The following is a 23,049-nucleotide window of genomic DNA, read 5'->3' on the forward strand; positions in this document are numbered from 1 at the left end:
TGGAAATTCGCCTTTATCTATTTCAGTACACTTCACAAAATCAAAAACAAATGTTTTTCAGTGGCCTCCTTAATTGGGTTAGCCGTTTTTGAATGTAATATCCTCAATATCCCGCACGGGTACGTACATCACCCCATTAGGCTGTCATAACTTCAAGGTGTCCTCTGATTATCACTCAATCATGCCGGTCAATAAAGTGCCATCATCCGCCTGAACACTTACGAACCAATGGGCTAGTCGCTTGTAAGTCCACTGCTTTAGACCGCTCGCTGTCGCTCAACCAGCTTCAAATCATCAATGGAAGGCGGCTTAGCGGAAAGAAAGCCTAGTGTTACCTGACGATTAATAGCCCGCACTTTCCTCAGATCATCGGCGTTGAAGCAGATGAAGCTGGATTGTTCGAGCATTCCACACCGGGTGACCAATTGAACGAGCTCCCCCAGATCGGTGTCGCTATGGTATTCTTCAATTTCTATAAAAGCGTGCATGCAGTACGATTTACAGACGCCCACGCAACCGCCATTCCCCGCTGCCGTCTATTCTGGCAGATTCCTCAAGCTCAATGGGAATGGAGTGGAAGAACGATCTCATGACAACAAGGTTGAACGCGATAATAGCCGAGCTTAGCCAGAGTGCCCTGAACCCATCGAAGAGAAGATTAAAGTTCTGATGAAAGTCAGTACTACCCGTAGCTCAGACACCCCTCAAGCAAATAATTTTAAGCATTTCATAACAAAGCCGGCGCAAATGGCCGGCTTGTTTTCATGGTTCCGCTTTACCCTTGTTTCACCAAGTTTTCTGCTGTGCGGAAAGCCAGGGCAAGAATGGTCAACACCGGGTTAACGCCGCCGTTGGTTACATGCACGGAGCCGTCGCTCACCCAGAGATTGTCATATCCATGTACACGGCCCGTGGGATCGGTGACGGACGTCGACGGGTCATTACCCATGCGCAGCGTTCCCGCCTGGTGCTGCCCCCCACTGAGCCCATTGCCTGCCCGGGTCCGCCAAACCTGCCTTGCTCCGGCAGCCCAAAGCCACTTCTCCGCTTGCTCCGCCAGCATTGCCGAAGCTCGAAGAGACTCGGGGTGGACACTTCCGGAGAGCCTAGCAACGGGTATGCCGAAGCGATCTTTGACCGCGGTCGAGAGCTGCACTCTGGACTCGGCGCTCGGGATTTCTTGGATCGGGCCTTGAATTTGGCTTGTGCGCAGATAGGTATCGCGCATCGTTTCCTTGCCTGCGCTTCCCCAGCGGGCCGCCTCCGGCGCAAGTGCGCGATACCAGTGAATGAGCGGCAGCCGGGTGAATTCGTTGGCCAGCAATCCTCCCCCGATAACTCCGGCTTCGTTGCTATGGTCAAAGCGGAAGGTGGCTATGCTCACCCCCGGACCAAGACCGTCCTGAATCGCTTCATCAAAGAGGCCATATGCGCCGGAATAGACATGGCCTTGAAGATTCCTTCCAACTTGGCCGTACCGATTGCCGATCCCGTTCGGTTCCGCATCGCTTATTGAGTTGAGAAGGAGGCGCGCGCTTTCAATGGCTCCGGCGGCGACCACCACATGCCCCGCCCGCACCTGTCGGCGCTGGATCGAACCCGCTGTTTCCTGCACAAGGTGAACCCCGGTGGCACGCCTTCCCCCTTCTGTATCAATGCGCTCCACTATGGTATCGCAGATCAGGTCGCAGTTGCCGGAAGAGATGGCCCTCACCAGCATCGTGTTGTGGCCGCCATTTTTACTGTTGGTTGGGCAGGCGAATCCGACACACTGGCCGCACCGTCCGCAGGCCTGCCGGCCGTCACGCTCGACAGAATTGATGAGAAGAGGCACCGGCCCCGCATCCCATCCCAGCTTCACTGCCGCCCGGGCCAAGCGTTCCGCTTCCCTCGTCCTCGACAATGCCGGCATCGGATAAGGGCGCTCCCGCTTACCGCGTCCGGGGTGGGCATCCCCGTCACCGGAGACACCGACTTCCCACTCGGCGCGCTCGTAATAAGGTTCGAGGTCCTGATAGCGAATCGGCCAATCGCTTAGCGAGCTTCCGTCCGGAATTCCATAGCGTGTCGCCATGCGAAAGTCCTCCGGATGAAACCGCCATGCCTGTGCCCCGTAGACCCTTGTTCCGCCGCCCACAGTCATCGCGTTATTATGATAGTCGCCTTCAAAGGGTGCGGTGATCCTCTCTTCTCCACCGGACAAAAGAATCGTCCGGGAGTTGCCTTCGAGCGCAGGGCCAGTGTTATGACCGTATTTGCTTAACCGATGGTTCCGTAGATGATCGCTGCCAACCTCACCATATCGAAGCCAGCTTCCGCGCTCGATGACGAGAACGCTAAGTCCCGATTCGGCGAGCATGGCCGCAGTTACCGAACCCCCGGCCCCCGCTCCAACCACGACAACATCATACCGGTCCCGAAGCTGGTCAAAGGACCGCTGCGGCAAATCGGTTTCCTCGACTGGCGCATAAGTTCCCGGTACCGGTCCCGGACGAAATCCGATCATGTCCCACGACTTGCCCCCGCGATTCCCGCCTGCTTGGGGATTTCCATAGTAACCTTCGATGACGAGGCTCAATAAAGTGTCAAAAAATTGCTTCGATGGAACCGGCCAGTCCCGAACACGTTCTTGCTGGACATCATGCAACAAACTGTCTTTCTCGTCAGCCGACAGTTCGGCAAAAGACCGGCCATGGTGAGCTGCCGCTTCTGCATTCACCGCGAGAAGTCCGGGCTCAATGATATTCGTCCAGGCAGCAGGATCCTCGCCGGCGTGACGCTCCAAGTATGTCAGTACGCCTGCATTGGTCGCCGATGGCCATGCATCCTCCGGAACCATACGGTCGGCAACCGCTTTCAATACAGTTTTTACCTCAACAAAAAAAGACTTCTGATCGCCGGACTTCATCTCTCAACACCACCCAATGACATTCGGCCTGCCTCGTAAACTTTCATCCTCATGAACTTCTCTCCTATACTGGTTCAGTTTCCCAATCCTATTGTATCATCTAGAGTGCAAAGTGTTGATAATTAATGTTCAAATTAATGCGCAGGCTGCTCAACTGGAAAGCCGATTTTCTCATTACGGAGCAGTCGTTTAGCTTTTTCGGAATGTTGATCATATGTCTCTTGAGGAATTTGAATGCTTCCTTTTTGCGGTGCATTCGCTGCAGAAGTATAAATTAGCGCAACATTGGGTCTGGGGTGATTGGAGCGATTGGGCGTACCCCGATGCCACATTCGATCATCCCTGAGGATGGGGATAGCTCCGAGCCATGTTAGACAAAGTAAAGTAAAGTGATATTACTTTTGATACGATTTTTGCGTGTATCGACAGCTCCTGCCAATTAGGACCACCAAGTCACTCTTATTGCGAGTGGCTTTTTTATTTCAAATCTATATCTTTACGATTTAATTTGAACTATGATCTTCTTGGGAAGTAATTACAAGAGGAGGTAATTTATATGTATTATTGTATTGGGTGTAACAGGTTGCATGAAAAATCTAAACCCGGCACTATTATCTTCTCGAGTGGATTTATTAAAAAGGAAGACAAGCTAGTTAGCGTTGGTCATTGTAAAGCATCCGTGACATCCAAATCGAATTCAGATGGTCTTAAAGAAAAAATAGCCTACTTGATGAGGCATGCTTGTTGATCTTAGCGATCTCATTATTATTAATGACATTGGTCACTCTTAATCGAGTGGCTTATTTTGTTGGAATGCTATGCATTCGGATAAAGGCGCGTAAGGTAGAACGTAGATGATGACAAAAAAACCCGCTATATTAGCGAGCTTTAACAGGAAACTTGCTCCAGCTCCATGAACTAATCGATATTGAATAAATTCCCGCTTGATCCAGTAAACTTCAGGTAATTTTGCGTAGCTGTGGCACCGCTTATTGCACATGATAGAGTCTTCCAAGTCTTACGCCTGACATGCTGTTGTAACTTTCTGCTTCTGTAGTCGAATATGCATCAAATTTAATTTGTTCTTAACCAGTCTGCAGCACTGAATTTAATTGCGGATACCCCGGCGTATTTCATTACGGTTGGTACAACGCTGTTTAAAGGAACGGTTTTATAAGCATAAGGCAATTGTTCGTTGTAATCATAAGTAAACGTAAACGGTGTACTTGGCGGGTTCGTCTTACTCATATTTTCTACTCCGTCGATGTGTGAAGACCAAGCCCAATTCCCGATCGTTGATTTGTCATACCAAGTGAATCCTTTGGTAAACGCATTATCGCCATTATTATCCCAGCTGCTTCCGATATAAGTTCCGCTGCTATTTATTACTTTAGAATTCACGATTAAACTATGGTTCATTGCATCTTTAAATAATGTACTAAAAGGTTCATCCATATTGCCTGTATCGTCGCCTTGACGTTCTGCACCGATCATCGGTTCATTAAACCCATTATAAACGTTTGTATCCGCCGCGATCGAGGCTCCATTTCTGGCATTTACTCCACGTGATAGTTTATCTCCGCCATATTTCGAGATAGCGGGAACCGTATCAAGCAATTTCTGATGAGTCGAATCATCAAAATAATTATTAAACAAGTGCCCGGTACCTTGACGAATCATCGGCAAGCGCTGACCGACATTCGTATAATGATTGTATGCCATGGTCAATCTGATTCTTTGATTTCCATCTTTAATTTCGACTCCGTCGGGACTGACATAGTTCGTATAATCCTTATCGCCGGAGCCTGACAAATGAACTTTAGAGTGGTATGCTGCATACGCCATAATCTGATTTTTTGTAGCGCCTTCGTTACGCATTTTATAATAAACGCTGGTTGTTGGGTCCAGTGACCCTGCTGCATATTTTTGCTCCATATTATCGATTGCCTGATAAATAGAACTGCTCTCAGCAGGTTCTTGAGTTGCTGCTAATCCGAATTCATTCCAAGAAAGTGTTACATTGGATGAGCCATTTTCCAAATCAATCATTCCGTCTGCCGCTATAGAAAACTTACAATGATCAATCCATACATGGTTAGCGCCATTTACCTTGATAAATGTCCAGCCTACCTCTTTATGCTGTCCGGAGTCATCCCATTGCCACATTTCATCAAAATTGAGATTTCTTATTACAATATCGTTAGCTGATGCCTGTAATTTTAATTCAGCATGCTTAATTGTTTTTCCTGAAGTAGAGAAAATGGTTAATCCATCTACATTGGATATGTTTAATTTAGATACTCCGGAAGCGATTAACAGTGGATTCGTAAATCCCTTCGCTGGATTCGGATACTTGCTAATAAAGCTATACGTTGAAGCTTCAGTTGAATTTAAAGCTAATTCAGTCCATCCTAAGTTAATATTATCCGTAACTTCAATTACTTTTACAGTACCATTACTCGCATCCAGGATTGCCTGTAAAAACTCTCTTCCATTACTAACTGTACGATAGTAAGAGCTGCCTACATAACTGCTTCGATCCTTTACTCCTAAAGATGCATAGCCAGGAACCGCTAAAAAGCTGCTTTCATACTTCTTCTCAACCTTAGTCGTGTTAGGTATTGAATTAATCAGTGCTGCCTCTACTCTACTACCTGCATCAAAGAAAGAAGTAGTCACCAATAGACCTCCAATAACCAAACTACTTAAGACTTTTTTAATCATGAATAAATTCCTCCTTCAAATTTGGACTCTTTCTCAAAGTGCCATTATTTACTGCCTATTATTGTCACCACCCCCTGTCATAAGAGCGCTTTCATTTTCCTGTAACGATTCCTGAACAATTTGAGTGGCAGAGAAATAATAGGGAGTAAACCGTCACTTTATTTTAAAATAAATATAACCTACCAGAGTAGGCTATTGAATCCACTTTATAGGGCTCATTGGCAGACTTGTATATCCGCCAGCACAGGATGAATTCGAACAGTTGTTTGATGAGTTCTTTGGTCTCCTCCCCGTATAATGGCTTTTCAAAAACAAAAAAAGCCGCAAATTACGCGACTTCTAGATGGGAATTTCTTTGATTTCAGTTGGGATAGAACTGTCTTAGTTCTCCTTGTCGGGCGTATTTGATTCTTTGGCCTTTTTGCGGCGCTGCTCGATCAGTTCTTTGGTCAGCTTGCGGCCTGTCGGTGTTTGGGCGAGTCCGCCCTTACCTGTCTCGCGGTGCTTGGTTGGCATGGCGCTTCCCACTTCCAGCATGACGCCGATGACCTCATCGGCAGGGATCACACTGCCTACTCCGGCGAGCGCCATGTCCGAGGCTGCCAGAGCCGTGACGGCCCCCAGGCCGTTGCGGATGATGCAGGGTATTTCCACCAGTCCGGCCACGGGATCGCAGATCAGCCCAAGGCAGTTTTTAAGAGCAAGACCCACCGCGTGAACGGCCTGCTGTGCCGTGCCGCCGCGGAGCTCCACCATAGCGCCGGCGGCCATTCCGATAGCTGAACCCACCTCTGCCTGACAGCCGCCTTCGGCACCTGAAATGGATGCGTTATTGGCTATAACATAACCTATAGCACCGGCACAGAACAAACCCTTTATCAAATGTTCATCGTCCCAGTCAAATCTCTCCTGGGCGCTGACGAACACCCCGGGGATGATGCCACAGGATCCGGCAGTGGGGGTCGCGATAATTCTGCCCATGGAGGCGTTTACCTCGGATACAGCCAGCGCGTAGGTCATCGCCTCAGCCGCCGGACCTCCCAGAGAGGTCTCGCCTCGCTGCATATAATCCGACACTCTTTTGGCGTCGCCGCCGGTCAGGCCGCTGCGGGATTTGGTGTTCCCCGTGAGTCCCTGACGTACAGCCTCTTTCATTACCCCGTAGTATTCGGCCATCTGACGGAAGATCTCCTCGGTCTCAACGCCGGTTTCCTGAGCCTGATCCTCCAGCATAACCTCGGCAATCGTTTTATTCTCCTTTCGGCATATTTCAGCCAGCTGTTCAAGGGTCTCGAATCTCATATAAAGTTTCAGCTCCTTTTGGTCAAATCGATCATCGTAACTTCCTTAATGTGCGGCAGGTGATGAATCCGCTCTATAGTGCTTTCCCCTGGAGCCGAATCCAGTTCAAATACGGTCATTGCATCGCCACTCCGTCCCTTGCGATCCACATCCATATAACCGATATTAAACCCCTCCTGACTAAGCAGAGCGGTCATATTGGCGAGAACCCCCTGTTTGTCGGAATGCGTTACGGCAATCGTGGGAAATTCGCCCGTGATCTGCACATCAAAACCGTTCATGGAATAAACGGCAATCGTCCCCCCACCGATAGAGGCGGCTACGATTTCGGCTTTCCTTCCTTCGTTCGACAGGTTGATTTTGACCGAATTGGGATGAGGACCGTTGCCTTTTCCCTGAACCCATTCCAATGTCATTCCCGCTTCTTCTGCAAGAACGTCCGCCTGAGGAATGCGCTCATCATCCGTGTCGTAATTTAAAAGGCCTGCGGTTAGAGCCAGGTCCGTACCATGACCCCAATACGTCTCGGCAAATGAGCCGTACAGCGTCATTTTGGCCTCTTTCGGGCGGCATCCAAGCAGCTGTCGCGCCACTCTCCCGATGCGTACTGCTCCTGCTGTATGGGAACTGGAGGGTCCGACCATGGACGGGCCAATAATGGAAAAAACATTTTTAAATCTCACCTGTTCCAACGCTCCCTATAGGCATATTTCATAAAAAAGCAAATGAAAAAGACAGCAAAAAGGCATGCAACACCTTTTCTCTGTCCCTTGTACCTGAGAGTTTTTACGGATTTATTCCCTCCGCGGGTCCCCTTGGGTGGCTAGAAAGCTCTCTCCAGAGCCGCGTCCGGCGACGGTTCCTTGTACCTGAGAGATTAACTGCCTGTACGTGCCTACCTGCAGCTTGCTCCTTCGGTGCCGCCCTTCCACTATACGAGGGTGGTCTCTCCCGTGCGTCATCATCCGCGCTATATTGAATTATTTCCATAAGTTCAGTCAGATCTCTCTAAGAATAATGCAGAGCGAACTTCGGTGTCAATATAGCATATGTGGCGCCGTTTAAAACTCCATTCACGTTCTAACTTAAAGAAAAGCCGTCACTTACTATATTGACTTATTTCCATTACAGCAAACACAAAAAAAGACCGGAGAAATAACGCCGATCCGAGTTTTTTATAGAAAAATAACTTCAATTCCATCCTTTAACAGCAATATTCGATTTCGCTTTGTTTTTAAAAAACCTCTCTAACAAACCCAATTCCTGTTTGCGTTTAAGAGTGAGTTTAACACCGTCGATCAATAGTCTGGATCTCAAATCATCGTTGCGATTTAGCGTATGTAACCTCTTTATGAATTGCTCGTCCATTTGACCATCCTCCCAAGTGTAGGATTTCTGACATATCTAAATTATAATCCAGCTTAGGAAAAAAGTTTGTCATACTATATTGTAAGTACAACACTTGTTTTGTCGACAATTAGGTTTTCTGTGGAATATATAAATAGCCCAGTTTGCCGTGAAACTGGGCATCAATCTTTACGGTACTTTTACAACAAAAGGTACTGTAAAGACCTTATCATTTTGCTGGAATTGACCCCAAATCTTGTACACGCCGCTATGCGGGAACGTCGTCATAAATTTGGCATCCGGTCCCGAAACCTTTTCATCAATCGGGTGCACGTGCAGGTAATTTTCTGCATCTTGGGTTAAGATCACGACGTGTCCAACAGCTCCTAGATACGGCTGAAGGTCCGTTACAGGCTGCTTCGTCTGAGCGTCTTTAATATTGAAGTTCAAGTTCAGTTCCATGTCGGCCATAAGGTGATCAATCGAAAGCGTTACCACTTTACCATCCACCACTTTAGTTAATACAGCATCAGGTTCAATTGATTTTTGAGCAGGAGACTCTCCTTGAACCGAAATCCACTGGCTCTTATTCATCGCGCCCATGCCTGTTGGAGTGATGTCGGCAATCATCTTGAACTCTCCGGCTGTTGGAAATTGTGTGGTTACGGTGAACTCACCGTTTCCTTTATAATCAGGGTGAATGTGGTTGAAGAAGGACAAATCCTTGCTTACAATGATAAAATGCATCTGTTTTTCATGTACGGTATCAAATTCATCAATCGGTTTACCGTTTTTGTCCTGGATATGAATCATAATCGTCGTATCTTTCTTCGGCATTGTCTTATCACTAGAAAGCTTGAACTGGGCTTGGACATTGACAGCTTGATTGGAACCTGCCTCTATTGTCATACCGCTATGATCCATTGCCGCATTATTCGTTGTTCCTGATGTTTCGCCATGTGAGGAATGGTCCATAGAACCGCCTGATTTTCCGCATGCCGTCAAGAACGCAACTGCCAGTAAAATTGAAATCACTGCTTTTTTCATGTTTGTCTCCTGTCTCTTTGAAAACAAGATTATAACTTCACTCTCTGCAAGCGTAAGGCGTTTAACACAACGGATACCGAGCTAAGTGCCATAGCAGCTCCTGCTACCCAGGGTGCTAAGAGTCCTATAGCGGCAATCGGAATTCCTAGCGTATTATAACCGAGTGCCCAAAACAGGTTCTGTTTAATGTTGGTTATCGTTTTACGGCTCATGTAAATGGCATCTGCAATACTCGTAAGTTCTCCGCGCATCAGCGTCACGTCCGCTGCTTCCATTGCAATGTCAGTACCGGTGCCTATGGCTATGCCGACGTCAGCAGTGGCAAGAGCCGGGGCATCATTAATGCCATCGCCTACCATTGCCACTATCTTTCCTTGTCCTTGAAGTTTTTTTACTTCCTCTGCTTTGCCTTCCGGAAGAACTTCAGCGAGAACACGATTAATGCCTACTTGATGAGCGATTGCATGCGCCGTCCGTTTGTTGTCGCCTGTAATCATAATGACCTCGATGCCCATTTGTTTTAAGCGAGCTACTGCCTCTTTCGATGAGTCCTTGATCGTATCCGCTACGGCGACCATACCTGCATACTTGTTATCTACGGCAACGAGCATAGCGGTTTTCCCTTCAAATTCGAGCTCTTCCATAGCGGTACCCGCTTTTCCAAAATCGATGGCTTCACGCTGCAGGAGTTTACGGGTTCCAACCAGAACGTCCTTACCTTCTACGATAGCTCGAATTCCGTAGCCAGGAATGGCTTCAAACTGCTCAGTGGCGGTCAATGTGATGCCTCTTGCAAGAATACCAGCAACAATCGCCTCAGCAAGCGGGTGCTCCGATTGTTTTTCGGCAGAACCAATTAGGCGAAGCGCTGTGGCTTCATCCATGTTCTCCATTCGGACGTCTGTAAGTTCAGGTTTGCCTTTGGTTACCGTGCCCGTTTTATCAAGTACGACCGTTTGCACTTTTTGCATCGATTCTAAATGTTCTCCGCCCTTAAACAGAATGCCAAACTCCGCCGCGCGGCCAGAGCCAGCCATAATTGATGTTGGTGTCGCAAGGCCTAAAGCACATGGGCAAGCAATCACAAGGACCGCTATTGCCTTTTCCAGTGCAGCTGCAAAATCGGCAGGGGCAGCCCAGATAAACCAAACCAGAAATGTTACAACAGCAATTCCTACAACAATCGGGACAAAGATCCCCGAGATCACATCGGCGATACGCTGAATAGGCGCTTTAGAACCTTGAGCTTCTTCCACAACTTTAATTATTTGTGCAAGAGCTGTCTCTTTACCAACACGGGTTGCTTTAATTTTTAAGCTTCCGTTTTTATTAACGGTAGCCCCAATAACAGGTTCACCGGCTTTTTTCTCAACTGGGATACTTTCCCCCGTAAGCATGGATTCATCAACAGCGGACAAACCGTCTACGACTTCACCGTCGACTGGAATTTTCTCACCCGGTTTTACGAGAACAATATCCCCAATGACAACTTCTTGAGCCGGAATAGATACTTCTTGATTATTCCGAATGACTAACGCTGTTTTTGCCTGAAGCCCCATCATTTTTTTAATGGCTTCAGAAGTCCGACCCTTCGCTAACACTTCAAATAATTTTCCTAAGATGATCAACGTAATAAGAATCGCGCTGGTCTCGTAATACATATCCGGCTCATGGCGGTGAGCACCGACAGAAGCTGCCCATTGCAGCGTCAAATATAAACTATAAAAGTACGCTGCCGATGTTCCAAGGGAAACAAGCACATCCATATTGGCGCTTTTATTAAGAAGGGCTTTGTATGCCCCTACGTAAAATTGACGACCGATAATAAACTGTACCGGTGTAGCAAGTACCAGCTGCACCCATGGGTTCATTAAGAAATCAGGCAGATAAATCCATGATGTAAAAGAGAAGTGACTTACCATAGCCCACAGAAGCGGAAACGAAAGGATGGCTGAAGCCGCAAGCTGCATTTTCTTATGGCGAATTTCTTTTTGCTTATAATCGCCTTCTGCCGCTTTTTCCTCTTTTCGTATGGCTTTGTACCCAAGCTGCTCAATTTTCTTACTCATCTCGTTTACCGAGACCTCGGCAGCGCTATATTCAACATGGGCAGATTCTAATGCAAGATTAACGGCAGCTTTGCTCACTCCTGGAATTTTATTTAAGCCTTTTTCAATACGCATAGCGCACGCTGCGCAGGTCATACCGATGATATTAAAATCGACTGTATCCTTTACAGTGCTGTAACCCAGATCCAGTATTTTTTCTTCCATTGCTGATACGCTGATTTGATTCGGATTATAGGATACAGATGCCTTCTCAAGGGCGAAATTTACATTGGCATCTGCAACGCCTTCTAATTTCTTCAATCCTTTTTCTATCCGGTTCGCGCATGCCGCACATGTCATGCCCGTAATTTGAAGATTCGCTTGTTGCTGCTCTAATTGTTTCTCCATTTCAACCCTCCAACAACAGAATACCCCTATGGGGTATATTTTTTTGAAAAAAAATAGGTGTTCTTTGGAGCCGCATGAAGCGGCTCTTCATGATTACACGACGTCGTATCCTTGATCTTCAATCGCTTTTTTAATAGCATCCAAAGAAACTTTAGACTCATTGAAGTCAACAGTAACGGATCCACCACTCAAATCAACTTTACTGGAAACACCAAGTTTGTTAACTGCGCCCTCAACAGAGTTCACGCAATGGCCGCAGGACATACCCTCCACAAGAAGTGTAACTGTTTGCATCTATAATCTCTCCTAATTATTTAATTAATTTATTCATCGTAATCATGAGCTCTTTAATAACTTCATTATCGCCTTCTTGAATGCGTTCAACGACACAGCTATTCAAGTGATGCTCCAGCAGCAGCTTCCCAACACCGTTTAAAGCAGATTGAATCGCCGCAATTTGGTTCAATACATCGTCACAATACGTATCCTTTTCAATAAGACCTTTTACGCCGCGAATTTGTCCTTCGATGCGATTGAGCCTAGAAATCAGACTGCTCTTAGTTTTATCAGAATGGTGACTTTTTCGATTACTGTCCGTATGGCAGCTGTCATTCAATTCTTGGTTCTCGTTTTGTTCCATTAGCATTGCCTCCTCACAATTGAAATATACCATACCCCCATACCCTATATCAAGCCAATTTTTAATTTTTTCCAGCATTAGATTTTTAAGACGTTCAACAATACAAAAGAGGTCAACCAGTAATAACTGGCTGACCTCATCATACAAATGGGCATCATGCTTATGAGAAACTCCCTGATTCATTTCCACTGAGATTCAGAGAGGTTCCGACCTATTTCCATTTTCATTGCCTTGGCGGTCTTTGATACCATACCCGATTTTCTTAAGCAGCACAATAAGTTCGTGCTTCTCCTCATCCGTCACAAAGGACAAATTGTCGGATATCGTCTGAACATGCTTAGGGAAGATATTATCGAAGTAGCTTCGGCCTTCTTCGGTCAATGTCACATTCGTTTTGCGTCGGTCACCTGGGATTGGAAGCCGTTGCACGAACCCCTTTTTCTCCAGCTTATCTACCACATAGGTGATACTCCCGCTTGGAATCGAGAACGTGTCGCTTATTTTCTGGATTGGATGCGGACCTTTATTGTATAGAAACTCGAGAATTTGGAAGGTTTCCCTATCGAGGCCATAGCTGTCAATGTCGCGTTCTAAGCTCTCAAACAGTGCCTTAGCCATGTTTCTCATTACGCGTATTAGCCTTAAATCAAGAGCCTTACCCTCAGTATCGCGTTCTGTCATTCCTCAACCACCTTATCTTGCTTTCTTATACAAAGGATATTCGACTTCTGATGGAATTTCAATTAGAAAAATCCGAAGCTTCTCACCTTCAGCGCGAATGTTGATTTCTCCCTCTTGTTCACTTTGAACGACGGCGAAGTCTTTATTCTTGAATGAAACGGGTTCTTGTCCCGATGTCCAGAAGGAACCGACGGCACCTCTAATCGACAATCCGGCAAGCGTCCGGTTCGGCAATAGCCGATGGACGTACGACGCCCCTGGCTGAATCTCGACGTCAAACATCCGCGTATCTGTTACCAGTTGGAGGACAGGCGAGCCTTCTCCCAATATTGTCTTTACGTTCACCCCATCCTGGCGTGTCTGAGGGAACTGCTCGTGCTTGAACAGAGAATAGGTTGGCGCTCGCCTTACTGCTTCATTCAAGTAAGGTTCAAGCCAGATTTGAAAACTCTCGAAACCCGCCTCGACGCTTTCGGCATGTTGAATACCCGAGCCGCTTGCATGAGTTGAATATCGCCTGGTCCAAGGATGCTTTCCGAACCGGTCGTGTCTTTGTGAAAGCCTTGACCGGTAATTCCATAAGAAATGATCTCAAATCCTTGGTGAGGATGAAACCCGATGCCTCCTTCCGCCTCTGCATGTCCCCAAGCCCAGTAGAAAAGAGGACCAAGCCTAACCGTAACAGCCCCTTGCCCCGAGAAACCAAGAGGTTTCTGCGCCTTTATTTTGCCGCCATCGAATTCTTCTTTACCTTGGTGTTCAGGTCCTAATATTTGGATGTTCATTGAAATAGCTCCTTATCTTATAGTGTGTTCCAGTTCAAGCTGATTATAATCAATGCCATGACGAACAGAATGAACGGCATCAATACTTTGGCTGCTGGATCCTTGACACGAATCAAATGGACTAAAACCGCAAAAAACATCGTTACTGCAATTAATATTGCGCCAACCACATTATACGGATCGATCCAAATTCCAATAATAACGATAGCCGCCGCTACGACTTCTACCAGTCCCGTAAAGATTCTCATCGCTGATGACAGCCGGTATCTCTTGAATTCATCCACCATCTGTTTACTGCCAAATTTCATAAGACCGAATAACAGAAACCCAATTCCTAAAATACTTTGAAGAATGACTGATAAAATGTGCATGCATGCATTCGCTCCTTTTAATTTTATCCTATAATTAGTTATTATAATAATATTTATTATAATAACAGGGCATAAACCTGTCAACATGTTTATATTTTGCTTCAACTGTATATCAACGATTGATTCTGCTCACGATAAAAACCCCTCTAAGATAACAGTAATTTACTGTCTACTTTAAGGGGGGAATGTCTTGCGATGGGAGCTGCAAATTAAAACGAGCCTTCTTTCCTGAATGAATAAGGAAACAAGGCTCTTTTCGTATGTTATGGCCTTACCGAGGTGCCATCCGGTGTGCGGGCTAACGTCCATTCTGGCAGACGGTTGTCACAAGGATAATCGGCAGCCTTCTTCTCGTCAATATCTACGCCCAGACCGGGCTTATCATTCGGGTACGCATAGCCGTTCCTGAGCTCCGGACAGCCTGGGAATACTTCCTGGATTTGCTCGGAGAAACCGTACCACTCCTGAATGCCGAAGTTGATCGAGCTGACATCCAGATGCAGGTTGGCCGCATGTCCGACTGGCGAAACATCGCCGGGGCCATGCCATGCGGTGCGAACACTGAAAGCCTCACATAGCGAAGCGAGTTTCTTCGCCGGCGTCAATCCGCCAATCGCGCTGATATGGCAGCGAATGAAGTCGATCAGCCTGCCTGCGATCAGCGGTGTCCATTCTCGCGGATGCGTGAACAGCTCGCCCATGGCGATCGGGGTGGCGCTTTGACTGCGCATCGTCTCGAACCAGTCCAGCTGTTCTGGCGCGAGTGAATCTTCCAGGAAGAAAAGTCGATATGGCTCGAGCTGCTTGGCAAGTCTGACCGCCTCAATCGGAACGAGCCTCTCGTGAATGTCATGCAGCAGCTCGACCTCCAAGCCGACTGCACTGCGGACATGATCGAACATTAGCGGTACGCTGCGAGCATATGCATTCGGATCGAAATAAGCGCCCGGCAGCGGATTATCCGGTTGGTGAAGCTTATGGCCCCGGCCGCCATAACCGCCCATTTGGCAGCGAATGTGGCGAACCCCCTGCTCCATATACTTTCGTACGTTGTCTTCCACTTCCCGCTCGTCCCGACCGTCAGCATGCCGGTAGATGGCCGCCGCTTCCCGGCATTTGCCGCCTAACAGCTGGTACACCGGTAAACCCGCGGTTTTCCCTTTAATATCCCATAATGCCATATCTATACCGGATAATGCATTGTTCAGTACAGGTCCGTTGCGCCAGTAGGAGCTCACCATAGCCGATTGCCATATGTCCTCAATCCGATGCGGGTCTTTGCCAATCAGAAACGGTTTCAAGTATTGCTCGATCGCTGCAGCGACCGAAAGGTAGCGCTGCGTGAAGGTAGCACACCCCAGTCCGTACAGCCCAGGTTCAGAAGTTTCAATTTTAACCACGACCAGATTAATGCCCTCCGGTGCCGTCAAGATCACTTTCACGTCACGAATCGTCAAATTCGACATCGTTTGTCCCTCTCCCTGCTCTCTCATATTTGTTCTTAATCTCACTTGCTCCATCCAGCCCCGCCGCTGCTTTCCGGCATACCCGGCAGAATTAATCCTCCATCTACGCGGATCGTGGTGCCGGTAATATAGCTGGCTTCCTCAGCAGCAAGCCAAGCTACCGCGCTTGCGATATCCTCCGGTGTGCCGATCCTCGACAGTGGAATTTTTCCGCCAAGTACTTTGTATCCTGCTAACGAGCGCGGATCGCCGCGAACGGCCGTCGCTCCTGGAGCGACACAGTTGACACGGATGCCGTGCGGAGCCAGATCGAGCGCAATGGATTGCGCAGCTCGCATTAAAGCTGCCTTCAACCCGCCATATACCGCATCAGATGGATAGGCTCTTTCAGCTCGGGACGAAGTGATGTTTATGATTGCGCCTTTCAGCCGCCGTTCCACCATATGCTTTGAAATTGCCTGCATAGTCAGCATCGGAGCGCGAAAATTGATGCTGTACACGCGATCCATTTCCGCAGCGTCGAGCTCGGTAATCGCTTTGAATCTCACTAAGCCCGCGTTGTTCACCAGCACATCAACGTCGCCAAGCGCTTCCACCGCAAACGCAGCCAGTTTGCCCGGCATATGCGGTTCGGCCAAATCACCTTGAAATACATGGCACGCCCGACCATAGTCCAGTTTGATTCGCTCAGCCACTTCCCCTGCTTCCGCCGGCTCGTCATAATGCCCGATGGCTAGATCGTATCCGCGGGACGCCAGCGCCAGCGCAATTCCTCTGCCGATCCCTGTGCTCGCTCCAGTGACAAGCGCCGTTCGATTTCGTTCTGATTGCCCCATACTTAACCTCCTGTTCAAAACGATGTAGAAAGAGACCACGAGCCATTATCGTAAAGATCGTAATCGCCATGATCACCAGCTTGCTTAAGAGTTTGTTGTGTGTATGCCCTAATCGTACAAATTGTCTTCGTCCACCGCTAAAATTGTCATCATTTCGTGTCCCTCCGTCTAAGTGCATGTACACCGCATTCTATATGTATTCGTAAGCTTACTTATATTTCCTTCTATATCGTGTTTACTATTTGTCAGCGCTTACTTTTTTCGAAATACTCGCTATTATCGAGGTATGAGCTTATTGGCTGATCCAGCTCCGTTCCTTTTGACCCCAAACATAGAAAAGACGGTAGACATTTTTTGAATGTCTACCGTCCATATCTTCACGTCAACGTCCTTCAGCAGAACAATTGACTTCAATATTATATCCTTCAAGAATGGCTGATTATACATGATTATCAACAGTCTTCTCCTCATGTTTATTGAGTACAACAGCTTTCCATGATAATAAGAACGCCCCAAGGCGTTGGCGTTGCAGCATTCATAAAGCCTGAACAAAATTGCAAATCTGAAGGCGGGTTAATAAAAGTAAGCGTCTGCTCCCTGTGCTACGATGTTCCGTTTTTACAAATGCGGGCTGACTCCGCCCCCCTTTTGAACCGCACTCGTCTCGTCAATCGCCTTGTTCATCTCTTCGTTGGTGACCCGCAGCGCCGTTTGGGTATCCTTGGATTCTTCGAAGATCAAGGGATTAAATACATTGCGCACTTTGGGATCGATGAAGGTCAACCCGGGTTTTCGGGGGGCCGGCATCGCACTGTCCAGGGCAAAGAACGACTGGAGCTGTTTCCCTTCCATCTGAGGTACGCCTTGCAAATACGCTGCCCGAACAGCATCGCTCTTCAAAGGCGAACTGATCCCCATTTTGGACCTTTCGATTTGGATTTCTTCCGATAGAAGATAAGCGAGCACCTCGAACGCAAGATCTTTATTCTTGGACTGATTTGTAATAAATGCTCCGTAAGAATAGGGTTGATATTTGGAGTGAGACGCTTCCGGAAATACGGGCACCGGAGCTATGTCGAAATTCAAGTCTTTATAGTTTGTCGCGTAATCGACGATACCTTGTTCGACATCAACCGCCATGGCGATTTGACCTTTTGGAAAATCTTTAACCGTCGTGAATTGATTGCCGGGAATGTCATAGAAGCGCCTGAGATTGTTTACGATCTTGCTCCATTTGTCCGATAACAAGGAAGCTTTGTCTTCGACCGGGTCGAGTGCGGGCTCTGAAAGCTGGTTTAACATCATATAATATTCGGGGTGCTGCTGGTATCCCTTATAGGTAATATCCCCTTCCTGACGCGTCAGCTTTTTGGCCAGTTCATAAATTTGATCATAGGTCATCCCCGGTTTAGGATAATCCACACCGAACTTATCGAAAATGTCCTTGTTGTAATACAGCAGATACTCGCTTCCTTCGAATGGCAAGGAGTACAGCTTCCCATCCGACGCGTTTTTCGACATCTGCAGGAAGGCCGGATCCAATTTGCCGGTGTCAAAATTATGCTTTTTGATCAGTTCGCTCATATCATATTGCAAATTGTACCTTTCTACATATCGGTGCGTATTGCGGCGTACATCCTCAAGGATAATATCCGGAAAGGTTTGTTTTGCTACCAGATCCTCATAACGGTTGCCATCGTCCCATTGAACATGTTTGACCACGATATTCGGGAACTTTTTTTTGATAAATTGGCCGATGAGCATTTCAAAATTGTCTTCATCCACATAGCGTTTGTTAAAAAGCTGATCCCCCGTATAGATGAACAGCTCGTTGTCATTCGTTTCGGCGGATTCCTCATTGGCATTACCAGACTCTTCGACAGAATCCTTCTTGACGTTGTCTTGTTTATCGGAGGATTCTTCCTTTACACTGCCGCTGGGCGTATTGGCGGCTTCATTCGTGCAGCCAGAGATGGCCGCAATTGCCATGATGCTCAGAAGCGTGATACCGATAAACTTTTTCACGATCGCATAACCTCCATCCAGATTCAATGTTCCAGACTGCAGCAGGGCATAACTTCCATAAAAAGCGCTTACAATGTTCGGCAGATTCAGTGGAAATCCCTGGCATGGATCAGCAGATCTGCTGCCGGCTTTCGATCATTAATTTCACCTCCGGATCACCTCGAAAGACGGATATAATGCCGCACAGCTGTTATTCCATAAGCTGCTATTCCCAACATAATCGATGCACTTCATGACCACAACGGGGCATTTCCGCCCTATTATAGGTTCATTTAACCCTCTGATATTTCCGGGCGAGGTCGGTAATCAAACGAAAAAATCCGGTACTCAATGGAGCCCGGATACCACGCAATTTATTTAATAGCATTAATTATAGTTTTGGAGCTAACTATTTATTTAACTATCATTACCTACTGGCTTTGCGGCTAATTATTTATTTAATAGCATTAATCATCATCTTTGCAATTATTTATTTAATATCATTAATTATCGGTTTTGTAACGAACAATTGCCTCGGTACGAGGGGAGCTATTCCTGATGCAATCCCGGTTCGGATAATCCTTCCCGATGATTGACGTATCGGGCAGCTACGAACAGCATATCGGAGAGCCGGTTTAAATACGAGAGGACAACCGGATTGATTTCCTCCTCCTTCCTTACCAGGGCGGCCATTCTTTCCGCTCGGCGAACGATCGTCCTTGCCATATGAAGCGAAGCCCCGCACAGATGACCGCCAGGCAAAATAAAATTGGTTAATGCGGGCAAAATTGCCTCCATCTCGTCAATCTGTTCCTCCAGATAACGAACATCCTCTTCCGCTATCGGCCACGCGACCTTCTTTCCCGGCGGAGTCGCCAATTCCGCCCCTACATGGAACAGTTTCGTTTGAACGACATGTATAAGCTGCCGAAAAGAAGACCATTCTTCGCCCTGCCCCAGTGCTGAAAGCGCTAAGCCGATCATCGAATTGGCTTCGTCGCAGGTGCCGTAGGCATGAACCCGCGGGGAATGCTTTGATACCCGTTTTCCGTAAACTAAGCTGGTTTGGCCTTTGTCTCCTGTTCTTGTATAAATTTTCACAGAAATCCCTCCTCACCTGCACCTACATATTTCGCCGGTACTGCCCCCCGATTTCATATAAAGCACTCGTGATCTGTCCGATCGACGCTGATTTCACAACTTCCATAAGCGCCTCGAAAAGGTTTCCGTCTTCTAGAGCAACCTGCTTCAGATGATCAATCCCAGCTGCGCACCGATCCTGATGCTTCAGCTGAAAGGTCTGCAAATTGCGAATTTGCTCCTGCTTCTCTACTTCCGTCGAACGGGCCAGTTCAATATCATAACGATTCTCGCTTGGGTTAGGATCAAGAAACGTATTCACCCCGATAATCGGCAGTTCTCCGGCGTGCTTCTTATGCTCATAAAAAAGCGATTCCTCTTGAATTTTGCCCCGCTGGTACTGGGTTTCCATCGCGCCAAGCACGCCCCCGCGATCATGAATGCGCTGGAATTCCTTGAGAACGGCTTCTTCCATAAGGTCGGTCAGCTCCTCCACGACAAAGGAGCCTTGAAGCGGATTTTCGTTCTTTGCAAGTCCAAACTCCCGATTGATAATGAGTTGAATCGCCATCGCCCGGCGTACTGAACTCTCGGTTGGCGTCGTGACAGCCTCGTCATACGCATTGGTGTGCAAGGAATTGCAGTTATCATAAATCGCCATCAGCGCCTGCAGGGTCGTGCGGATATCGTTGAAGTCCATCTCCTGCGCATGCAGAGAGCGGCCGGAGGTTTGGATGTGGTACTTGAGCTTCTGACTTCGTTCATTGGCCCCGTACTTATACTTCATAACCGTAGACCATATGCGACGGGCAACGCGCCCCATGACGCTGTACTCCGGATCTAAACCATTACTGAAGAAAAACGAAAGGTTCGGGGCGAAATCATCAATCCGCATTCCGCGAGATAAATAGTATTCGACGTACGTAAACCCGTTCGCCAGCGTAAAGGCCAATTGGGTGATGGGGTTGGCTCCTGCTTCCGCGATATGATAGCCGCTGATACTGACCGAGTAATAATTGCGCACCTGATGATCGATAAAGTACTGTTGAATGTCGCCCATCATTTTCAGGGCAAACTCCGTACTAAAAATGCATGTATTCTGCCCTTGGTCCTCTTTGAGAATATCCGCTTGCACCGTTCCGCGTACCGCTTGCAGCGCCGAAGCTTTGATGGACTCGTATTCAGCTTCATCCGGCTTTCGCCCTTGCTTCTCCACGAATTTATCGACCTGCTGATCAACGGCCGTATTCATAAACATCGCCAATATGACCGGTGCCGGACCATTAATGGTCATCGATACACTGACAGTAGGGTGACAAAGATCAAAGCCATCGTACAGCTTCTTCATGTCGTCCAATGAGCATACGTTCACACCGCTGTTACCGATCTTCCCATAAATATCGGGGCGATCGCTCGGATCCTGTCCATACAAAGTCACACTGTCGAATGCGGTAGATAGCCGCTTGGCTTCGTCATTTCGGCAGAGATAGTGGAAACGGCGGTTGGTCCGCTCGGGTGTTCCTTCCCCAGCGAATTGACGCTTCGGATCTTCATTGGTTCGCTTAAATGCGAATACACCCGCCGTATAAGGGAAATAACCAGGCAAGTTCTCCTTCAGCAGCCAGTGCAGAATTTCACCGGCTTCCTCGAACTTCGGCAAGCTGACCCGCGGGATTCTGCTGCCCGACAGCGACTCAATAATCAGTTCAGTAATCGATTCCTTATTACGAACCTTGGTGGCCAGCCGGTCCTGTTTGTACGCTTCACGGATTTCCGGCCACTCCTCCAATCGCTTCCGGCATTCCGGATGAAGCCTGGTTTCGTAATCGGTGATCATGGCATCCAGCTTCTCCGCGAATACATCCGCCTCGGCTTCAGACAGATGCCTGCCGTTGTCGGATTCGATCATCTGCTTAGTACCCTTGAGCTGGGCCGTCTTCCGGGCGACGGCGACTTGATCCTCCGTAAATTTCTTGTATTGACGGACGGTTTGAATGATTTCGCCCAGGTACCTGGTTCGGTCCGGCGGGATGATCGTATTTTTCTTCGTCACTTTCTTAAGAGCTGCATCATGCTGTACCGGCCAGCTTCCTCCTGCCTTCGTCTCCACAATCTTCATCAGCTGATGGAAGAGAACCGTCGTTCCCGGATCATTGAATTGACTGGCGATCGTTCCGAACACGGGTAATTGTTCATCCGGCACGTCAAATGCTTGTCGGCTTCGCTTGTATTGCTTGCGCACATCCCGAAGCGCGTCCTCCGATCCCCGGCGTTCGAATTTATTAATGACGATGACATCCGCAAAATCGATCATATCGATTTTCTCCAGCTGGGTCGCTGCTCCAAACTCACTGGTCATGACGTACATTGCCACGTCGCACAATTCCACGATAGCCGATCCGCCTTGACCAATTCCGCTCGTTTCGATGATGACGAATTCATAACCCGCCCGCTTGACGATTGCAATGGCATCCTTGGTGGCCTCGCTGATCTCGGACTTGGATCCTCTTGTCGCCATGCTTCGCATGAAAACTCTTGGGCCTTGAATTGCATTCATCCGGATCCGATCGCCAAGCAGCGCACCGCCCGACTTCATTTTGGTCGGGTCGATCGAGATAACGGCAATCGAGCGATCAGGGAAACAATCGAGATACCGTCGCACCAATTCGTCTGTCAGCGAACTCTTGCCCGCACCACCTGTCCCCGTAATGCCGAGTACCGGCACCTCGGGAATATCAGCGTGCAGCTGCTTCAGCACCGCTGCCTCTGAATCGTCCAACTGTGCCTTGGCTGCACTGTCTTCCGCAAGGGAAATCATCTTGGCAACGGCTCCCCAGTTTCGGTCTTTCAATGACGCCAAGTCTTGTTCCGCCTGTCTTGGTGCCCGATAATCACAAATTTGGATCATATGATTGATCATGCCCTGCAGTCCCATCTCTCGACCATCATCAGGCGAGAAGATCCTGGCGATCCCGTATTGATGCAAGGCCTTGATTTCCGCAGGAACGATTACACCGCCTCCGCCCGCGAAGATCTTGATGTGTTCTGCTCCCTGCTGTTTCAGCACATCGTACATATAAGTCAAATATTCGATATGTCCGCCCTGATAGGAGCTGATGGCAATTCCCTGTACATCTTCCTGAATCGCCGCACTCGTCACTTCATGAACGGAACGGTTATGACCCAGGTGGATGACCTCGACACCGGAAGCTTGAAGAATCCGTCTCATAATGTTTATGGAAGCGTCATGGCCATCGAATAAAGCGGCAGCCGTCACAAAGCGCACATGGCATACCGGGCGATAAACTTGTGTTTCCAAGGTTCATTCCGCCCTTCCATCAATTTTTATCCCGCTCCGGCTTCTACATCTCCTTAATACAATATTCGATTTCACGCGAGAGA

Annotated in this window: 20 protein-coding genes and 1 riboswitch; of the genes, 1 reads left to right on the plus strand and 19 read right to left on the minus strand. The window is 47.9% G+C overall.

Annotation, left to right across the window (positions count from 1 at the left end):
- Positions 1-257 precede the first annotated feature (257 nt).
- Together ACFPYJ_RS06525 and ACFPYJ_RS06530 are read right to left on the minus strand one after the other, a co-directional pair.
- On the minus strand, positions 258-512 hold the full coding sequence (locus ACFPYJ_RS06525; RefSeq protein ID WP_379187268.1) for a PI-PLC domain-containing protein: 255 nt from the start codon (positions 510-512) through the stop codon (positions 258-260).
- A gap of 263 nt (positions 513-775) precedes the next feature.
- Positions 776-2,908, minus strand: a complete 2,133-nt coding sequence (locus ACFPYJ_RS06530; protein ID WP_379187269.1) for a GMC family oxidoreductase — start codon at positions 2,906-2,908, stop codon at positions 776-778.
- Between the two features lie 556 nt (positions 2,909-3,464).
- Here ACFPYJ_RS06530 and ACFPYJ_RS06535 point away from each other — a divergent pair.
- Positions 3,465-3,656 (plus strand): DUF3973 domain-containing protein, encoded by a 192-nt coding sequence (locus ACFPYJ_RS06535; protein WP_379187270.1) that lies wholly within the window; start codon positions 3,465-3,467, stop codon positions 3,654-3,656.
- Positions 3,657-3,982: 326 nt separating this feature from the next.
- Here ACFPYJ_RS06535 and ACFPYJ_RS06540 read toward each other — a convergent pair whose 3' ends face one another.
- The 17 genes from ACFPYJ_RS06540 to icmF form a co-directional block, all read right to left on the minus strand.
- The gene (locus ACFPYJ_RS06540) at positions 3,983-5,632 is read right to left on the minus strand and encodes a pectate lyase family protein (RefSeq protein WP_379187271.1); all 1,650 of its coding nucleotides are present in this window, start codon (positions 5,630-5,632) and stop codon (positions 3,983-3,985) included.
- Positions 5,633-6,013: 381 nt separating this feature from the next.
- On the minus strand, positions 6,014-6,934 hold the full coding sequence (sdaAA, locus tag ACFPYJ_RS06545; protein WP_379187272.1) for an L-serine ammonia-lyase, iron-sulfur-dependent, subunit alpha: 921 nt from the start codon (positions 6,932-6,934) through the stop codon (positions 6,014-6,016).
- Positions 6,935-6,942: 8 nt separating this feature from the next.
- Positions 6,943-7,617, minus strand: a complete 675-nt coding sequence (sdaAB, locus tag ACFPYJ_RS06550) for an L-serine ammonia-lyase, iron-sulfur-dependent subunit beta (protein ID WP_379187273.1) — start codon at positions 7,615-7,617, stop codon at positions 6,943-6,945.
- Positions 7,618-7,780: 163 nt separating this feature from the next.
- Positions 7,781-7,898, minus strand: a riboswitch (glycine riboswitch).
- 227 nt (positions 7,899-8,125) lie between these two features.
- The gene (locus tag ACFPYJ_RS06555) at positions 8,126-8,302 is read right to left on the minus strand and encodes a hypothetical protein (protein ID WP_379187275.1); all 177 of its coding nucleotides are present in this window, start codon (positions 8,300-8,302) and stop codon (positions 8,126-8,128) included.
- A gap of 168 nt (positions 8,303-8,470) precedes the next feature.
- A complete protein-coding gene (locus ACFPYJ_RS06560) occupies positions 8,471-9,328 on the minus strand; it encodes a hypothetical protein (RefSeq protein ID WP_379187276.1) in 858 nt (285 codons plus the stop codon).
- A 29-nt stretch (positions 9,329-9,357) separates the two neighbouring features.
- Positions 9,358-11,784, minus strand: coding sequence for a heavy metal translocating P-type ATPase (locus ACFPYJ_RS06565; RefSeq protein ID WP_379187278.1), 2,427 nt, complete (start codon positions 11,782-11,784; stop codon positions 9,358-9,360).
- A 93-nt stretch (positions 11,785-11,877) separates the two neighbouring features.
- Positions 11,878-12,078 (minus strand): copper ion binding protein, encoded by a 201-nt coding sequence (locus ACFPYJ_RS06570; protein WP_379187279.1) that lies wholly within the window; start codon positions 12,076-12,078, stop codon positions 11,878-11,880.
- Positions 12,079-12,094: 16 nt separating this feature from the next.
- A complete protein-coding gene (locus ACFPYJ_RS06575; RefSeq protein ID WP_379187280.1) occupies positions 12,095-12,424 on the minus strand; it encodes a metal-sensitive transcriptional regulator in 330 nt (109 codons plus the stop codon).
- Between the two features lie 195 nt (positions 12,425-12,619).
- Positions 12,620-13,105: a MarR family winged helix-turn-helix transcriptional regulator gene (locus ACFPYJ_RS06580; protein ID WP_379187281.1), complete on the minus strand. Its 486-nt coding sequence runs from the start codon at positions 13,103-13,105 to the stop codon at positions 12,620-12,622.
- A gap of 12 nt (positions 13,106-13,117) precedes the next feature.
- Positions 13,118-13,450 (minus strand): pirin family protein, encoded by a 333-nt coding sequence (locus ACFPYJ_RS06585; protein WP_379187283.1) that lies wholly within the window; start codon positions 13,448-13,450, stop codon positions 13,118-13,120.
- A 74-nt stretch (positions 13,451-13,524) separates the two neighbouring features.
- On the minus strand, positions 13,525-13,890 hold the full coding sequence (locus tag ACFPYJ_RS06590; protein WP_379187285.1) for a pirin family protein: 366 nt from the start codon (positions 13,888-13,890) through the stop codon (positions 13,525-13,527).
- Positions 13,891-13,907: 17 nt separating this feature from the next.
- Positions 13,908-14,261 carry a DoxX family protein gene (locus ACFPYJ_RS06595; RefSeq protein WP_379187287.1) on the minus strand — a complete coding sequence of 118 codons (354 nt, stop codon included), beginning with the start codon at positions 14,259-14,261 and terminating at the stop codon, positions 13,908-13,910.
- A gap of 263 nt (positions 14,262-14,524) precedes the next feature.
- Positions 14,525-15,772 carry an enolase C-terminal domain-like protein gene (locus ACFPYJ_RS06600; protein ID WP_379187289.1) on the minus strand — a complete coding sequence of 416 codons (1,248 nt, stop codon included), beginning with the start codon at positions 15,770-15,772 and terminating at the stop codon, positions 14,525-14,527.
- Positions 15,769-16,563, minus strand: a complete 795-nt coding sequence (locus tag ACFPYJ_RS06605; protein ID WP_379187291.1) for an SDR family NAD(P)-dependent oxidoreductase — start codon at positions 16,561-16,563, stop codon at positions 15,769-15,771. Before ACFPYJ_RS06605 ends, ACFPYJ_RS06600 begins: the two co-directional genes overlap by 4 nt.
- A gap of 618 nt (positions 16,564-17,181) precedes the next feature.
- The gene (locus tag ACFPYJ_RS06610; protein WP_379187292.1) at positions 17,182-18,588 is read right to left on the minus strand and encodes an ABC transporter substrate-binding protein; all 1,407 of its coding nucleotides are present in this window, start codon (positions 18,586-18,588) and stop codon (positions 17,182-17,184) included.
- Positions 18,589-19,116: 528 nt separating this feature from the next.
- Positions 19,117-19,668 carry a cob(I)yrinic acid a,c-diamide adenosyltransferase gene (locus ACFPYJ_RS06615; RefSeq protein WP_379187293.1) on the minus strand — a complete coding sequence of 184 codons (552 nt, stop codon included), beginning with the start codon at positions 19,666-19,668 and terminating at the stop codon, positions 19,117-19,119.
- A 22-nt stretch (positions 19,669-19,690) separates the two neighbouring features.
- Entirely contained in the window at positions 19,691-22,966 is a 3,276-nt protein-coding gene (icmF, locus tag ACFPYJ_RS06620; protein ID WP_379187294.1) for a fused isobutyryl-CoA mutase/GTPase IcmF, read from the minus strand.
- Positions 22,967-23,049 lie beyond the last annotated feature (83 nt).

Origin of the sequence: Paenibacillus solisilvae (genome assembly GCF_042656405.1) — a bacterium.
Classification (GTDB): Bacteria; Bacillota; Bacilli; order Paenibacillales; family Paenibacillaceae; genus Paenibacillus_Z; species Paenibacillus_Z solisilvae.